Annotated in this window: 13 protein-coding genes; 8 read left to right on the top strand and 5 right to left on the bottom strand. The window is 65.8% G+C overall.

The window, feature by feature from the left end:
* Window positions 1-2: 2 nt before the first annotated feature.
* The 3 genes from ACQY4T_RS09185 to ACQY4T_RS09175 all read right to left on the bottom strand — a co-directional run bounded on the left by ACQY4T_RS09185 (window position 3) and on the right by ACQY4T_RS09175 (window position 2,844).
* Window positions 3-1,070, bottom strand: a complete 1,068-nt coding sequence (locus ACQY4T_RS09185; protein WP_428540530.1) for an ABC transporter substrate-binding protein — start codon at window positions 1,068-1,070, stop codon at window positions 3-5.
* Window positions 1,071-1,658: 588 nt separating this feature from the next.
* Window positions 1,659-2,207 (bottom strand): RNA 2',3'-cyclic phosphodiesterase, encoded by a 549-nt coding sequence (gene thpR, locus ACQY4T_RS09180; protein WP_428540527.1) that lies wholly within the window; start codon window positions 2,205-2,207, stop codon window positions 1,659-1,661.
* Window positions 2,208-2,217: 10 nt separating this feature from the next.
* Window positions 2,218-2,844: an arylesterase gene (locus ACQY4T_RS09175; protein ID WP_428540524.1), complete on the bottom strand. Its 627-nt coding sequence runs from the start codon at window positions 2,842-2,844 to the stop codon at window positions 2,218-2,220.
* 55 nt (window positions 2,845-2,899) lie between these two features.
* Here ACQY4T_RS09175 and ACQY4T_RS09170 point away from each other — a divergent pair, with 55 nt between their 5' ends.
* From ACQY4T_RS09170 to ACQY4T_RS09160, 3 genes are all read left to right on the top strand, one after another.
* Entirely contained in the window at window positions 2,900-3,634 is a 735-nt protein-coding gene (locus ACQY4T_RS09170) for an ABC transporter ATP-binding protein (RefSeq protein WP_428540521.1), read from the top strand.
* A complete protein-coding gene (locus tag ACQY4T_RS09165; protein WP_428540518.1) occupies window positions 3,634-6,231 on the top strand; it encodes an ABC transporter permease in 2,598 nt (865 codons plus the stop codon). The genes ACQY4T_RS09170 and ACQY4T_RS09165 overlap by 1 nt, the downstream gene beginning before the upstream one ends.
* A gap of 149 nt (window positions 6,232-6,380) precedes the next feature.
* Window positions 6,381-7,151 carry a Bax inhibitor-1/YccA family protein gene (locus ACQY4T_RS09160; RefSeq protein WP_428540515.1) on the top strand — a complete coding sequence of 257 codons (771 nt, stop codon included), beginning with the start codon at window positions 6,381-6,383 and terminating at the stop codon, window positions 7,149-7,151.
* Window positions 7,152-7,337: 186 nt separating this feature from the next.
* Here ACQY4T_RS09160 and ACQY4T_RS09155 read toward each other — a convergent pair whose 3' ends face one another.
* Window positions 7,338-7,805: a hypothetical protein gene (locus tag ACQY4T_RS09155; protein WP_428540512.1), complete on the bottom strand. Its 468-nt coding sequence runs from the start codon at window positions 7,803-7,805 to the stop codon at window positions 7,338-7,340.
* Window positions 7,806-8,155: 350 nt separating this feature from the next.
* On the opposite strand from ACQY4T_RS09155, the gene oxlT reads away from it, so the two are divergent.
* The 4 genes from oxlT to dnaA all read left to right on the top strand — a co-directional run bounded on the left by oxlT (window position 8,156) and on the right by dnaA (window position 12,890).
* Window positions 8,156-9,445, top strand: a complete 1,290-nt coding sequence (gene oxlT / locus ACQY4T_RS09150) for an oxalate/formate MFS antiporter (protein WP_428540509.1) — start codon at window positions 8,156-8,158, stop codon at window positions 9,443-9,445.
* Between the two features lie 126 nt (window positions 9,446-9,571).
* Window positions 9,572-10,471: a cation diffusion facilitator family transporter gene (locus ACQY4T_RS09145; protein WP_428540506.1), complete on the top strand. Its 900-nt coding sequence runs from the start codon at window positions 9,572-9,574 to the stop codon at window positions 10,469-10,471.
* Window positions 10,472-10,605: 134 nt separating this feature from the next.
* Window positions 10,606-10,875, top strand: coding sequence for a 30S ribosomal protein S20 (gene rpsT, locus ACQY4T_RS09140; protein ID WP_428540503.1), 270 nt, complete (start codon window positions 10,606-10,608; stop codon window positions 10,873-10,875).
* A gap of 437 nt (window positions 10,876-11,312) precedes the next feature.
* A complete protein-coding gene (gene dnaA / locus ACQY4T_RS09135) occupies window positions 11,313-12,890 on the top strand; it encodes a chromosomal replication initiator protein DnaA (RefSeq protein ID WP_428540500.1) in 1,578 nt (525 codons plus the stop codon).
* 86 nt (window positions 12,891-12,976) lie between these two features.
* Here the strand turns inward: dnaA and ACQY4T_RS09130 are convergent, their stop codons facing one another.
* Window positions 12,977-14,209: a serine hydrolase domain-containing protein gene (locus ACQY4T_RS09130; RefSeq protein WP_428540497.1), complete on the bottom strand. Its 1,233-nt coding sequence runs from the start codon at window positions 14,207-14,209 to the stop codon at window positions 12,977-12,979.
* Window positions 14,210-14,353: 144 nt separating this feature from the next.
* On the opposite strand from ACQY4T_RS09130, the gene ACQY4T_RS09125 reads away from it, so the two are divergent.
* A complete protein-coding gene (locus ACQY4T_RS09125; protein ID WP_428540494.1) occupies window positions 14,354-14,809 on the top strand; it encodes a DUF29 domain-containing protein in 456 nt (151 codons plus the stop codon).
* Window position 14,810: the final 1 nt, after the last annotated feature.

Genomic DNA, 14,810 nt, shown 5'->3' with positions numbered 1-14,810 from the left:
CCTCAAGCCGACTTGTATTCCAGCTTGGAGTAGACGTCCGGCGAGTCCTTGATCGCGGCTTCCAGCAGGCGCCAATCGATCGCATCTTTACTTGGCGCCTGCTTCAGGTAGCCCATCTCGATCACCGACTGCACGCGGGTCAGGATGAAGTCGGTCTGGGCGCGCTGATCGACCTTCGGCGGCTGCTTGGTGGCACCGATGCGGGCATTCTCCAGCGACAACTTATAGTATGGGCCGACCAGTTCGCTCAGCATCTTCTCGCGCTCGCTCTCGAACAGATACTGCCCATGCAGCATCGCCTTGATCAGCGCGGTCACGCCGTCCGGATTCTTTTCGATCAGCTCGGTGCGGGCAGCCAGGACGCAGTCGGTGTATTGCGGGCCGTAGATGTCGAGGCCGTCGGACAGCAGGACGGAGCCCTTGACGTCGTTCAGCAGCGCGGTCGCGTAGGGTTCGATCACCCCGGCGATGTCGATCGCACCGGCCTTGAACGCCTCCACCTGCTCGGGCGTCGAGCCTAGGTAGCGGACCTGGATGTCCTTGAACGACAGGCCGTGCATCTTCATCCAGTCATAAGGTAACACTTCCAGCGTATCGAGCTGGAAGGTGCCGAGGGTCTTGCCCTTCAGCTTGGCCGGTGTGTCCAGACCGGGCTGCGCGATGACCGTGCATCCCTGGATGCCGCCGCCGCCGACGATCTTCACCGGCGCGCCGGCTCCGTGCAGCGCGAGGAAGCTGGTGTAGGGCAGCACGCTGACGTCCACCTGGCCGGTGGCGAAGAACGTCACCGCGTCGGCGTTGGTCGGGGTGTTGACGAACTGCAGCGTCACGCCGTCATTCTTGGCGAGCTGCAGCATGTGGCTTATGAAGTACGCGCTGTTGCAGAAGCCGGTGCCGTGGGTGCCCTTGAAAGTGGTAGCGGGGACCGTCGTATCGGGCGCGGCGTGCGCGGCCTCGGCAAACGGAAGCCCGATCGTCACCACCCCGGCCGCGGCGGATTTCAACAACGATCTTCGGTCGAAACGCACGCCGTGCAGGTTTGGGAATCCGCGGTCGCAATGCTGGCACATGGCGGTGCCTCCTTCCTGCCTGTGTGACGGGTGTAGGCTAGGCGGTGTCACAACGCTGGAAGGGGAGCGCAATCGCCGTGCCAACCGACTCGCCCTGATTTCCGGCATTGCGTTTGCCGCTGCTGCCTGCGTTAGGGTCAGAAGCTGTTGTAGCGTCACCACGGCGGACGGATTGTACGCAATCTGGTGGTTGCGCAACTGCTGACCGGTGATGACCCGACGCAGGCTGACAAGGCGCGGACCATCATCGGCCGCGAGCCGGTGTTCGTGTCGCGGACCGTTTTGCTTGAGGTCGAGTGAGTGCTGCGCGGGGTTTACGAGATGCCAAGCAGGCCAATCATGCGGGCTCTACGCGCGTTGGCCGGTCTTCCGGGCGTATCGGTCGAGGACGCCGCGCTAATTGCCAGGGCGATCGATTGGGCCGAAGCAGGGCTGGATTTCGCTGACAGTCTGCATCTGGCCGCTGCCGCCGCCTGCGAGGGCTTCCTGACGTTCGATCAGCGTTTGGTGCGTTCGGGGCCGCGTCTGGGCAGCGTCGCCGTGACCATGCCGCGAAGCGATGCCGTCGCTGACGGTCAATGGGCGCCGTCACCCCAGCCCGTATTCCACCTCGGCGGTGTAGACCGAAGCCTCCTTGCCCAGGCGGGAGCTGAACAGCGTGAATTGGTCCACCGCCACCGATTCGGCGCGGAACAGGTTGTGCGCCTGAACGTAGGCCATCAGTCTGGCTTCCGGCACGTTGTCGAGCCGGGCGAGTGTCACATGCGGCTGGAACCGGCGCCGTTCGGGTTCCAGGCCGCAGCGCTGCAGAGTGGTCTCGATCTTGCTCTGCAGGTGCTCGAGCTGCGGATTGCGCTCCACCCCGACCCATAGCGCGGTGCCGCGGGCGCCTTTGGGGGCGCCCTTGGTGAAGGTGCCGACGCCGGTCATGGTCAGCGCGAAGCGGCGGGCACGTAGGCCGGTCAGCGCGGTGTCGATGTCTTCGGCTCGGTGGCCCGGGGTCTCGCCGATGAAGCGCAGCGTCAGATGGTAGTTCACCGCCGGCACCCAGCGCGCGCCGGGGATGCCGGAGCCGGCCAGCATCGACAGCCGCTCGCGCAGCGTCCAGGGCAGATCGAGGCCGACAAACAATCTCATGCGGTCGACCTCATGCCGGATGTATCTCCGCCAGCAATTGTTCCACCATCGGCAAAAGGCGCGCAACCTCGCGTTTTACCCCTTCAGCGTTCGGGTGTAGTCCGTCCGGCTGGATCAGCTCGGGGTGCAGGGCGACGTCCTGCAGGAAGAACGGATCATAGAGCAGCCCGGGCCGCTTGCCGATTGTATCGAACACCGCGCGGAACGCTTTCTGATAGTCCGGCCCCAGATTGGGCGGCGCGTACATGCCAGTCAGCAGCACCGGGATATGGCGGGCGGCGAGGTCGTCCAGGATCGCCGTCAGATTGGCCTGCATCGCCTTCGGATCGAGGCCGCGCAGGCCGTCGTTGGCGCCCAGCTCGACGATCGCGGCATCGACGCCGTCGCCGACCGTCCAATCCAGCCTGGCGCGGCCGCCGGCGCTGGTATCGCCGGACACCGCGCCGTCGACGATGCTGACATCGTGGCCGCGCGCCTTCAGCGCCTGCTGCAACTGGGCCTCGAAGCCGTCGCTGTGCGGCAGTCCGAAGCCGGCGGACAGCGAGTCGCCCAGGATCAGCAGCCTGGGCGCGGCGGCCGGCGTCCGTGCGGCTATACTCAGTGGGGCCGAGGCTAGGGAGGTAACGGCTAACACCATTGCAATGGCGCACCAGGCCTTCCGCCGCCATGCCGCTCCACAATATAGAGGGTTCATGGATGCCATTCCGCGCTCTCCGCTATCAGCCACGCCGATCATGCCGCTGGTGCGGATCAGGAACCTGCACCTGACCGTGCCGTCGGCTGCCGGGCCGGTCAATATATTGCGTGGGGTCGATCTGGATATCGCCAAGGGCGAGGCGATGAGTCTGATCGGGCCGTCCGGATCGGGCAAGACCAGCCTCCTGATGGTCCTGGCCGGACTGGAACGCGCCACCTCGGGCAGCGTTTTGCTGGGTGGGCAGGAGATCACCGGGCTGGGCGAGGATGCGCTGGCTCGGTTGCGGCGCGAACGGGTCGGCATCGTGTTCCAGGCGTTCCACCTGATCCCGACCATGACGGCGCTGGAGAACGTGGCGATCCCGCTGGAACTGGCCGGCGTGCGCGATGCCGACGGCAGAGCCGGGGCGGCGTTGCAGGCGGTCGGGCTGGGCCATCGGCTGACCCATCTGCCCGGCCAGCTCTCGGGCGGTGAGCAGCAGCGCACCGCCCTGGCCAGGGCGTTCGCGCCGGAGCCGGCCCTGCTGCTGGCGGACGAGCCGACCGGCAACCTGGACCACGCCACCGGGGAGAGCGTCATCGACCTGTTGTTCGCGCTGCGTCGGCGCACCGGGGCGACGCTGCTGCTGATCACCCACGACCGCGCGCTGGCCGAACGGTGCGACCGGCAGGTGCATCTTTCGGATGGGCGGGTGGCGGACGGGCGGGTGGATGGGGCGGTGGCCGGCTGATGGCTGGCGGCGTGGCTACTGGCGGCGTGATGACTGGCGGCGTGATGACTGGCGGAGGGGCGCACGGCATCAGGCTGGCGCTGACGATCGCACGGCGCGAATTGCGCGGCGGCGTGCGCGGGCTGTGGATCGTGCTGCTGTGCCTGGCCTTGGGCGTGGGGGTGATCGCCGCGGTCGGCACCTTGCGGGCAGCGGTCGATGCCGGTCTTGCCAGCGACGGGCGCGCGCTGCTGGGCGGCGACCTGGAGATCGACGGCGGGTCGCAGCCGCTGCCCGGCAGCTTGCGTGACTGGTTGCACGCACAGGGTGCCACGATCTCGGCTGTGACCCAGATGCGGTCGATGCTGGTTGCCGCCAATGGTGAGCGGCAGTTGATCGAGCTGAAGGCGGTGGATGACAAATGGCCGCTGGTCGGGGCGGCCGGCGTCGAGCCGCCCGAGCCGGTGGCCGACGCGCTGCGGCTGCGCGACGGTAAGTATGGGCTGCTGGTCGAACCGATCCTGCTGCAGCGTCTGGGCGTGCATCCGGGCGCTGATGTCCGGCTGGGAACCGCCACGTTTCGCATCGCTGGCACGCTGACGCACGAGCCCGACCGGGTCGCCACCGCATCGATCCTGGGTCCGCGTGTGCTGATCTCGGACCGCGCGTTGGCCTTGACGGGGTTGATCTCGCCCGGGGCGATGGTGCGCTACGCGATCCGGCTGACGGTGAGTGACCCGGGGGCCGGGCCGGGGGCTGACCCGGGCGGGCTGGCGCGGCGCATTCAGCGGCAGTTCCCCGATCAGGGGTGGCGGATCCGCGGCCCCACCGATGCCGCCCCCGGGGTCAGCCGTTTCATAGACCAGACCGCGCTGTTCCTGACCCTGGTGGGGCTGACCTCGTTGCTGGTCGGCGGCATCGGTGTGGCCAACGGGGTTGCCGCGTGGCTGCACGCACGGGCGAGGACCATCGCGACGTTGCGCTGCCTGGGTGCGTCGGCGCGGCTGGTGTTCGCGGTCTGCCTGATCCAGGTGTTGACGCTGTCGGCGGCGGGCATCGTGGTCGGGCTGGCGGCTGGGGCGGCTCTGCCGGTGGTTGGGGCGCCGTTGCTCGCGCCGATCCTGCCGGTGCCCCCGGTGCTTGGGGTGTATCCGGGTCCGCTGCTGCTGGCGGCGACGTATGGGGCGCTGATCGCGCTGTGCTTTGCGCTGTGGCCGCTCGGGCGGGCAGCGCGGATTCCGGGCGGAGCGCTGTTCCGTGACGCGCTGCTGCCATTAACGACGCGGCCCGCCGCCTGGCTGATCGTGGTCAACCTGGGCCTGGCGGCGGCTTTGGTCGGGCTGACGGTGGCCACCGCCACCGACCGCGCCTTCGCGTTGTATTTCTGCATCGGCGCCGGGTTGACGCTGGCGCTGTTCCGAGCCGGCGGGTCGGGCGTGATGGGGGTGGCGCGGTGGGCGCCGGCGGTGCGCTGGCCGTCGGTTCGCCTGGGCGTGGGAAACCTGCATCGGCCGGGGGCGCCGACGCCGTTGCTGTTGCTGTCGGCCGGGCTTGGCCTGTCGACGCTGGCCGCCGTGGCGCTGATCCAGGGCAACATGCAGCACCAGATAAGCGACCAGCTTCCCAGCAACGCGCCGAGTTTCTTCTTCGTCGATATCCAGGGCGACCAGCTCGATCGGTTCGAGGCGATCGTGCGCGCGCAACCGGGCGTTCAGCAGATGCACCAGGTGCCGTCGCTGCGCGCCCGTGTCGTCGCGGTCAACGGGGTTCCGGCCGAACGGGTGGCGGCCACGGCGGACACCGCGTGGGCGCTGCGCGGCGACCGCGGCCTGACCTATGCCGCCACGCCGCCCGAGGGCACCAGGCTGGTCGAAGGCCGGTGGTGGCCGGCGGACTATCAGGGGCCGGAGCTGGTGTCGCTCGACGCCGGTCTGGCGAAGGGCTGGCATGTCGGCCTCGGCGATATAATCCGGGTCAATGTGCTGGGGCGGGACATCGATCTGACGGTCGCCAATCTGCGCGACATCGCCTGGCAGTCGCTGTCGATCAACTACTTCATGGTCGCCAGCCCGGGGTTGCTGTCGCATGCGCCGCATACCCATATCGCAACGGTACGGATCGCCGACGCCGACCAAGGCGGGCTGTTGCGCGCGGTGACCGACGCACTGCCCAATGTCACCGGGGTCCGGGTGCAGGATGTGCTGGCGGCGATCGCCGGCCTGCTGAACCAGATCGCCGCGGCGCTGACCGCGACCGGGGCATTGACCCTGCTGGCCGGCACCCTGGTGCTGATCGGTGCGGTCGCCGCCGGGCAGCGCCGGCGGGTGCGCGAGGCGGTGATCCTAAAGACGCTTGGGGCCACGCGCGGCCAGATCCGCGTCGCCTGGCTGACCGAGTTCGGATTGCTGGGCCTGGTGGCGGGGCTGATCGCCGCGGCGGTCGGGTCGGCCGCGAGCTTTGGGGTCGCTCATTACATAATGCACACCGACTGGATTTTTCTCCCGCTGACGCTCATTTGCACTCTTGCGGGAGCGCTCGTACTCATGCTGCTGTTCGGCTACGCTGGAACGGCAGCGGCTTTGCGGGCAAGGCCGGCGCCACTTCTGAGGAACGAGTAGCGCAAACCGACTGGTCTGCGTCCGGCCCCGCTGACGGAAGATCAACAGACGCCGATCGGGCAACAAACGCCGATCGGGGCTGGACTGTTACCGGCGCGCAGGATCGGCTATAACAACGCGGGCTTACGCTCGAAAGGAATCAGGGAACCATGGCTTACAGTCCGCAATTCGGGGCCTATCCACGGGCATCCGCCGCTACCACGGCCGTCTTCGACGCCGGGCTACGGGCTTACATGCTGCGGGTCTACAATTGGATGGCCTCCGGTCTGTTGCTGACCGGGGTGATCGCGTTCGCGATTGCCCATACCAGTCTGATCAACGCGTTCTATCCGCTGGTGCAGACGCAATACGGATTGGCGCATCATCCGACGGCGTTGGCGATGATCGCGATTTTCGCGCCGTTGGCATTCGTGCTGGTGCTGTCGATGGGGGTGAGCAAGCTGTCGACCCGAGCGGCTCAGGCGCTGTTCTGGGCGTTCTGCGCGGCGATGGGCGCCAGTCTGGTGAACATCTTCCTGGTCTATACCAATGCCTCGATCGTGCGGGTGTTCTTTATCACCGCCGCCACCTTCGGTGCCACCAGCCTGTATGGCTACACCACCAAGGCCGACCTGTCGCGGATGGGAAGCTTCCTGATGATGGGCCTGTTTGGCATCATCATCGCCAGCCTGGCGAACATGTTCTTCCAGAGCACCGCTTTGCAGTTCGCGGTCAGCATCATCGGCGTGGTGGTTTTCACCGGCCTGACTGCCTATGACACGCAGCGTATCAAGGCCAGCTATCTGCAGTTTGCTTACGCCGAGGGCACCGACGGGGCGAACAAGCGAAGCGTGTATGACGCGCTGAGCTTGTATTTGAACTTCATCAATCTTTTCATGATGCTGCTGCAACTGCTGGGCAATCGGAACTCCAGCAGTTAGGCTACGGTGAAGCGGTCGGCGCGCTGCGAGGCCGCCCGCTTCAGTTTTCCAGGTGCCGTGGTTGGGAACGGTGGCCCGAAATTGGTAGCCCGAGACCTGGCAAGGCCTTATTCAGCATGATGCCGCCGACCGCGCCCTATGATCGATCCTGCCGACCGCGCCCTCAGGTTGGCAGGTGTCATGTGATTACTTCTTTTTCTTCTTGGCTAGGATTGCGGGCTTCTTACGTTCGAGCGCCGCTGCCTTGGTCGCCAGTGGCGGACAAATCTCCATCGACGCCGGCACCAGATCCTTTCCGGCGACGTAGTCAGTGAGTTCGTTGGCTGATTGCAGCGCCAGGACCTCGTTAAAGATTAGCCCGTTCCGACTGCAGAAATCGCCGCCCATGTCGCTGCCCTCGCGCGAGATCGCATTGGCCAGATCGGTCACGAACCGATCGTGCTCGACCTGCGCGGACCTGCCGTAACGGTGCTTGAAATAGGCGTCGATCGCGCGTTCGTTGGCCTGCAAATCGGGTTGATAGCGGTGGATGAACGCATTGTAGCGAGCATCGTCGTGGCAGCCGGTCGCCAATACCATCAGTTCGCTGCGCAGCGCCTGGATCTCGAACGTCGATTGGTCGGATACCGACGGGCATTGCCGCTGCGCCAGCACCGGTTGCGCGGATAGCATCGTCAAAGCGGTGACGGCACTTACAAGACGGCGCATAAGCCTCTCCTTTACCACGATTCCCCGGCGGCTAGATAGCGCGGCTTAGCGGCCGCCGCCACTGCCAAATTGCATCCTGTCCGGTCAATCGCATCAATCCTGGACGAGCACGACCCGCTGCGCTTTACTGACTGGGCGGCGCAGATAGCCGGCGGCGGCCGTTGAGTTCGACCGGTTGCATGGGTGACCGGTCCGCCGCCGACGCAGTCGAGCGCGCCGAAGCAGAACGGGGCCTACGCGGAACCGGGGCAAAAGCAGAAGAACGAATGCCTAACCGGCATCCTGGGAGGATCGAGATGTCCGAAACCACATCCCTGGCACCCGCTCTGAGCGGGCGCTGGGTCCAGCTATGGCTGGGCGTGCTCTGCATGGCGCTGATCGCCAACCTGCAATACGCTTGGACGCTGTTCGTCGATCCGATGCACGTGGCGCACGGCTGGGGCGTGGCCGGGATTCAGTGGGCATTCAGCATCTTCATCGCCACCGAGACCTGGCTGACCCCGGCGGCTGGCTCCCTGGTCGATCGCTTGGGTCCGCGCCTTGGCCCCCGGCTGGTGATTGCTGTGGGCGGCCTGATGGTCGGCATCGGCTGGCTGATCAACGCCTATGCCGGGTCACTGCTGCTGCTGTATGTCGGCGCCGCGATGTCGGGGACCGGCGCCGGGGCGATTTACGCTACCTGTGTCGGCAACGCGGTGAAGTGGTTTCCCGATCGCCGCGGCCTCGCCGTGGGCCTGACCGCCGCCGGCTTCGGCGCCGGCGCGGCGCTGACCGTGGTTCCGATCCGCTTGACCATCCATGCCGCCGGCTATGCGCAAGCGTTCCTGTGGTTCGGCCTCGGCCAGGCGATCATCATCCTGGCCGTTTCCTGGTTCATGCGCGGGCCGGAGCGGGCGATCGTGCTGGCCAACAAGGCCAACCCCGGGCTGCAGCAAAGCGTCAGCAGCGCGACCAGCGCCGAGATGCTGCGGTCCCCGGTGTTCTGGCTGCTGTATGTGATGTTCATTGGGGTGTCGGCCAGCGGGCTGATGGCGACCGCCCAGCTTGCGCCGGTGGCGAAGGACTTTGGCATTTCCAACACGGCGATCCTGTTCGGCGCCAGCACACTGAGCGTGGCGCTGGTGATCGACAACGTGCTGAACGGGCTCGCCCGGCCGTTCTTCGGCGCCTTGTCCGACCGCATCGGGCGGGAGAGCACGATGGCGCTGGCGTTCAGCCTCGGCGCGCTGAGCTACTGGCTGCTGGCGGTTGCCGGGCAGACGCCCTGGGCATTCGTGGTGTGCGCCGGACTGATCTTCTTTACCTGGGGCGAGATCTTCTCTCTGTTCCCGTCCACCTGCACCGACACGTTCGGGCCGAAATACGCCACCGCGAATGCCAGTTTTCTTTACACCGCGAAGGGTACGTCGGCCTTCCTGGTGCCGCTGGCGAATGTCTTGAAGCAGGCGACCGGCGGGTGGGAGGCGGTATTCCAGGTGGCGGCGGTCACCAATGTCGTGGTGGTTCTGCTGGCGCTGTTCGTGCTGCGGCCGATGCGCGCCAACCGGATGCGGCTGGCCCGGCTGGAAACCGCGCACGAGGGCTGAAGGCGGCGGCCGGACGAAATGGCAGGCATGGGGGCGGGCGCATGGCGGTAGGCGTGGGGCGCGCAGGTCTGGGCGCTGCCCGCTATCGGCTGACGGGCTGATTTCGATGTGCTAGGCGCGGTCGACATGAGCAACGCGGAGCGCTACGCCCTGGGCAGCATCGTCGCCGGCTGCCTGGTGCTGGGGCTGAAGGCGGCGGCATGGTGGCTGACCGGCAGCGCGGCGCTGTATTCCGACGCGCTGGAAAGCATCGTCAACGTCGCCGCCAGCCTGATCGCCCTGGTCGCGCTGCGGTTCGCCGCGCGGCCGGCGGACGCCAATCATCCCTATGGGCACGACAAGGCGGAATTCTTCGCCGCGGTGGTCGAGGGCGTGCTGATCAGCGTCGCCGCGCTGCTGATTTTCGAACAGGCGTGGCAAAGCTGGTGGCGGGTGCATCCGATCGATGCGCCGCTGCACGGTATCGCGCTGAACGCGGTGGCGACGGTGATCAATGCGGTGTGGTCCTGGGTGCTGCTGGCGGCGGGGCGGCGGCTGCGCTCGCCGGCGCTGAGTGCCGATGGGCGCCACCTGCTGGCCGACGTGGTGACCTCGATCGGGATCGCCGCCGGCGTCGGGCTGGTGGTGCTGACCGGACAGTTGGTGCTCGACCCGCTGCTGGCGGTCGCCACCGGTGTTTATGTGCTGTGGTCGGGGGTGCGGATGATCTCGTCCTCGGTCAGCGGGCTGATGGACGCGGCGCCGGAGCCGGCGGTGGTGAACCGGATCAAGGATTTGGTGGCCAACAGCGCGGCCGGGGCGATCGAGGTCCACGACCTGCGCACCCGCCATGCCGGGCGGCTGACCTTCCTGGAATTCCACCTCGTGGTGCCCGGAAGCATGACGGTTGCGACGGCGCACCGGATCTGCGACCGCATCGAAGATACGCTGAAACAGGAGATGGGACACCTGATGATCACCATCCACGTGGAGCCGGAGGAGAAGGCCAAGCAGGTCGGGGTTCCGGTCGGGGTTCCGGGGGGCTGAACCTGCCGAGGCGCGGCCAATCACCTTGACTATTCGGGGGCCGATGCGTAGAAACCGCGTCTTCCGCCAGATCGGCTCCGGGTCGCGGACTCTGGGTCAGGGCTGGTTTCCAAACGTTTTGATCGAAGCAGGGCATGGCCAACACCGCATCGGCGCGCAAGCGCATCCGTCAGACAGCGACCCGCACGGCGCGAAACCAGGCGCGCAAATCGCGCATGCGAACCTTCGTCAAGAAGGTTGAAACGGCGATCTCCAGCGGCGACAAGTCGACCGCAGCGTTGGCGCTGCGGGACGCTCAGCCGGAGATGCAACGCGCCTCTGGCAAGGGCGTGATTCATGCCAACACCGTGGCGCGCAAGCTGTCGCGTCTGTCGGCTCGGATCAAGGCGCTGCCCAGCGCCTGATGGTCGGCTGATCAACGTTTTAAACGGTCGACCGCGAAGCCCGGTGCGCGGGCCGCTGGACCAATTGCCAAAGTCAAGCCTTCTGAGCAACCAGGCGAATGCTTATTCGCCTGGTCTAGTCGCGTGTCTGCGCCAGACGCGGCGTAAATCCGGCATGGTAATGTTATTTCGTTTATTTAGATTCGACTGGGCTTTGCCAGTTTGTGATTGCCTCTGACGGTCAGTCTGACATACTTCGATCTGCCAACCGGACAGCAGTGACAACGAATTCTGAGCCCAGTTTAGGGGATGGGAATCTGCATGCCGCGTGGGCACCTGGGAATGCCTGGAGGGGGGTGACCTGGGAGGATTGCCTGAGCGATTGCCCGGCCAGCCGTTCGACTGGTGAATCTGCGGCGTCGAGCTGATACGGGATGTCAATGCGGGGGGACTTCTGAATGACCACGACGGAGCCTGAGATCGTGGACGTGGCGCAACTGGCGCTGCAGTGGACCCGCATACGAGGACGATTGCAGGTCGAGGTCGGTGAGGTGGATTACCGGACCTGGTTGCGTCAGATGACCCTGGCGGGGCTCGATGGCGACGAGGTTGCTGTGACCCTGCCGACGCGGTTCCTGCGTGACTGGGTGTCCAGCCGCTACGGCGACCGGCTGCGAAAGATGTGGCAGTCGGAGAACCCCTCGGTCCGCCGCGTCGATATTCGGGTTGGCCGTGGTGCCGATCATCCGGTGGCGCTGGGCGGGGCGGTGGTCGCGGCGAATGGAGGAACGATACCAGGGGCAACGATAGCTGGGGCGCAGCTTGCCGCTGGGCCGCTGGGCCCGGCGTCGGCCGTGCCATCGGAAAATTCGCTGGGGGTACCCGGCGCGAATGTCATCGCGCCGCCCGCGGCGACCTCCTTCGCGCCGCCGTCAGCGACCCCCCTCGCGCCGTCGGCTACGATGAACGGCTGGCACGACGATCGAGCGGAACACCGCTCGGATCTGGCGGCGCCGCTCGACCCGCGCTTCACGTTCGACGGCTTCGTGGTCGGCAAGCCGAACGAATTTGCCTACGCCTGTGCCCGGCGGGTGGCCGATCATCCGTCCAGCCCGGGGTTCAATCCGCTGTTCCTGTATGGCGGCGTCGGCCTGGGCAAGACCCATCTGATGCATGCGATCGCCTGGGAACTGACCGATCGGAAAGCCGATCCGGTATCGGTTGCCTATATGTCTGCCGAGAAGTTCATGTACCGTTTCATCGCCGCGATCCGCAGCCAGTCCACCATGGAGTTCAAGGAGAACCTGCGCAGCGTCGACGTGCTGATGATCGACGACCTGCAGTTCCTGATCGGCAAGGACAACACCCAGGAAGAGTTCTTCCACACCTTCAATTACCTGGTCGAGCAGGGCAAGCAGATCGTCGTCTCGGCCGACAAGTCGCCCTCGGACCTGTCGGGGCTGGAGCACCGTCTGCGCACCCGGCTGGGTTGCGGCATGGTGGCCGACCTGCACTCCACCACGTATGAGCTGCGGATCTCGATCCTGGAGGCCAAGGCGTCGCGCGCCGGGGTTGCCGTGCCGGTGAAGGTGTTGGAGTTCCTGGCGCACAAGATCACCTCGAACGTGCGCGAGCTGGAGGGGGCGCTGAACCGTCTGGTGGCGCACGCCAACCTGTTCAACCGCCCGATCACGCTGGAGACCACGCATGAGGTGCTGCACGATATCCTGAAGGCGCACGACCGGCGGGTGACGATCGAGGAGATCCAGAAGAAGGTGGCGGAACATTACAGTATCCGGCTGACCGACATGTCCTCGGCGCGGCGGGCGCGGGCGGTGGCGCGGCCGCGTCAGGTGGCGATGTATCTGGCCAAGCAGTTGACCAGTCGCAGCCTGCCCGAGATCGGGCGCAAGTTCGGCAACCGCGACCACACCACGGTGATGCACGCGGTGTCGCGGGTTAGCGAACTGATGCAGCGCGACGGCAATTTCGCCGAGGATGTGGAGCTGCTGCGGCGGTTGCTGGAGGCGGTCTAGGGGTGTCAGTCACCTGTTCCATGAATAGTCCGCGGACATGCGGCCTTGTCATTGGCAAACCGGACTCCTGACCCGGATCGGCAGCGTTACGGGAAACCGTCGCTGACAGCTTGTTTGATCCGCTTGCGAAGCCAGAGGCCGTCTTCGTCCAGACCCGCTGCAATCAGCCCTCGGGCGATCCATAGTTGGTCGGTCGGGCTCAAGCCGGCGTCCTTCATCTGTATCCAAGTCGCCGCCGCCCCGCCGGTGCGGGCAGAGCGAAGCATCCGTCTCGCCGGGGCGTCATGGCGCCCGTAATCGAGCCAAGTCAAAGAAGGCCGAGTTCCTGGCATCAGGGCAGAGACCATCTCAGGCATGAGGGCGAGGCCCGATGCGCCGTTCATGAAGAACACCAGCGCCTCCCGGCTGTGCATCGATCCTACGGTAAATGCCTTGAAGGCACCGTTGTTGCCCCAATGGAAGAATGTTCTCTCGTTTGGCTCCAAACCCCATCCCAGCCCCCAAGCGACGCCGGTCGCGACCTCTTCGACCTCGGACCCTAGCGACTGAGGCCTCGCATGCCGCACCTCGATATGCGGGTGCAGCCAAAGGTGGGATGTTTCGGGCCGAAGCCGCGAGCCGTCGAGCACGTGGAGGAGAAACCGGGCGTAATCGACAGCGGTCGTCTGGAGCGTAGCGGCCGCGTTTCCTTCCCCCGGCTTCCATGCGACTGCCGGCCTGCCAAAATCATCGTGCGCGGTTGCGCGATTCTGGTCGAAGCGCCAGTCCCAGACGAAACTGGATCGGTTCATCGCAAACGGCCGCAAGACCAGCCGTTCCGTGAGACTGTGGAGCCTCTCCCCGGTCAGCGCCTCGGCCGCCTTCTGGAGGTAAAGGAAGCCCTCGCCGGAGTAGCTGAACCGCTCGCCCGGCGCGAAGTATGTCTTGAGCGGCAGGTCGTCGTTGCGCCAGTTCGGCAGACCTGTGGTGTGGCTGAGGACGTGCTTGGCGGTGATCGACGACGCCCGCTGATCGCCAGGCATGTATCCGGGCAGGTAGTTGGCAAGTGGGGCGTCGAGTGACAGAACACCTTGGTCCGAGAGCTGCAGGATGGCATGAGCGAACACCGGCTTGCTCAGCGAGGCCGCGTCGAAGACGGTATCCTCATCGACGGGGAAGGCTGAGCGAACGTCACGAATGCCGTGGCAGATCGTGCGCTCAAGCTGGCCGTCGCGGATGACGGCTGACGCGATTCCCGGAACGTCCACCGATGCGAGCAGGTGCCCAGTCGTGGTTCCGTCCCCGCGTATCAGGTGCGGCTCAGAGGCGTTGTTCGACATTGACCCATGTTCCCCTGGCGGTGGCAGAGTGGCGCGAGTCCGAATCGGGCCGGCGGCCAACATTGGCCCATGTGCCGCCTAATGCCGAGATTATGGCAAGCCGGGTTGTTGGCATAGCAGCGTAGTTTTGGTAAGGTCGTTGCCATGCCCGATGGTCTCTACGAGCGTGACGTCCTGGCCTGGTCGCAGCATCAGGCCGACCTGCTGCGCCGGCTTGGGCACGGGGAGCGGGTGAATGACGTGGACTGGGCCAACGTCGCCGAGGAGATCGAGGACGTGGGTCTGTCCGAATTGCATTCGGTGGAGAGTTTTCTCAACCTGATGATGGTGCATCTGCTGAAGCTGAACGTTTGGCCGGATAGTCCGGCGTGCGGCCACTTGCGCGGCGAAATCGCAGCCTTCCGTAACAATGCAAAACGCAGGTTGGCCCCTTCGATGAGGCAACGGGTCGATATCGCGGTGCTGTATGCGGATGCGGTCGAGCAAATCCGGGCAGGTGACCCTGAGGCTCGCGTGCCGGCTGAAAATCCATTTACCGTGGATCAGCTGCTGAAGGATGACACGAACGCCCTGCTCAGCCGCCTGCCCGCGTCGGCATAAT

The sequence above is a fragment of the Rhodopila sp. genome (assembly GCF_965277825.1).
GTDB lineage: Bacteria > Pseudomonadota > Alphaproteobacteria > Acetobacterales > Acetobacteraceae > Rhodopila.
The sequence above is the reverse complement of the archived record's forward strand: the minus strand, read 5'-3'. Positions and strand labels throughout refer to the sequence as shown.

Excerpts from the sequence above, each read along its gene's own strand:
- ACQY4T_RS09185 (WP_428540530.1), bottom strand. The coding sequence starts at position 1,070 with ATGTGCCAGCATTGCGACCGCGGATTCCCAAACCTGCACGGCGTGCGT.
- ACQY4T_RS09175 (WP_428540524.1), bottom strand. The coding sequence starts at position 2,844 with ATGGTGTTAGCCGTTACCTCCCTAGCCTCGGCCCCACTGAGTATAGCC.
- rpsT (WP_428540503.1), top strand. The coding sequence starts at position 10,606 with ATGGCCAACACCGCATCGGCGCGCAAGCGCATCCGTCAGACAGCGACC.
- thpR (WP_428540527.1), bottom strand. The coding sequence starts at position 2,207 with ATGAGATTGTTTGTCGGCCTCGATCTGCCCTGGACGCTGCGCGAGCGG.
- dnaA (WP_428540500.1), top strand. The coding sequence starts at position 11,313 with ATGACCACGACGGAGCCTGAGATCGTGGACGTGGCGCAACTGGCGCTG.
- oxlT (WP_428540509.1), top strand. The coding sequence starts at position 8,156 with ATGTCCGAAACCACATCCCTGGCACCCGCTCTGAGCGGGCGCTGGGTC.
- ACQY4T_RS09165 (WP_428540518.1), top strand. The coding sequence starts at position 3,634 with ATGGCTGGCGGCGTGGCTACTGGCGGCGTGATGACTGGCGGCGTGATG.
- ACQY4T_RS09130 (WP_428540497.1), bottom strand. The coding sequence starts at position 14,209 with ATGTCGAACAACGCCTCTGAGCCGCACCTGATACGCGGGGACGGAACC.
- ACQY4T_RS09170 (WP_428540521.1), top strand. The coding sequence starts at position 2,900 with ATGGATGCCATTCCGCGCTCTCCGCTATCAGCCACGCCGATCATGCCG.
- ACQY4T_RS09160 (WP_428540515.1), top strand. The coding sequence starts at position 6,381 with ATGGCTTACAGTCCGCAATTCGGGGCCTATCCACGGGCATCCGCCGCT.
- ACQY4T_RS09125 (WP_428540494.1), top strand. The coding sequence starts at position 14,354 with ATGCCCGATGGTCTCTACGAGCGTGACGTCCTGGCCTGGTCGCAGCAT.
- ACQY4T_RS09145 (WP_428540506.1), top strand. The coding sequence starts at position 9,572 with ATGAGCAACGCGGAGCGCTACGCCCTGGGCAGCATCGTCGCCGGCTGC.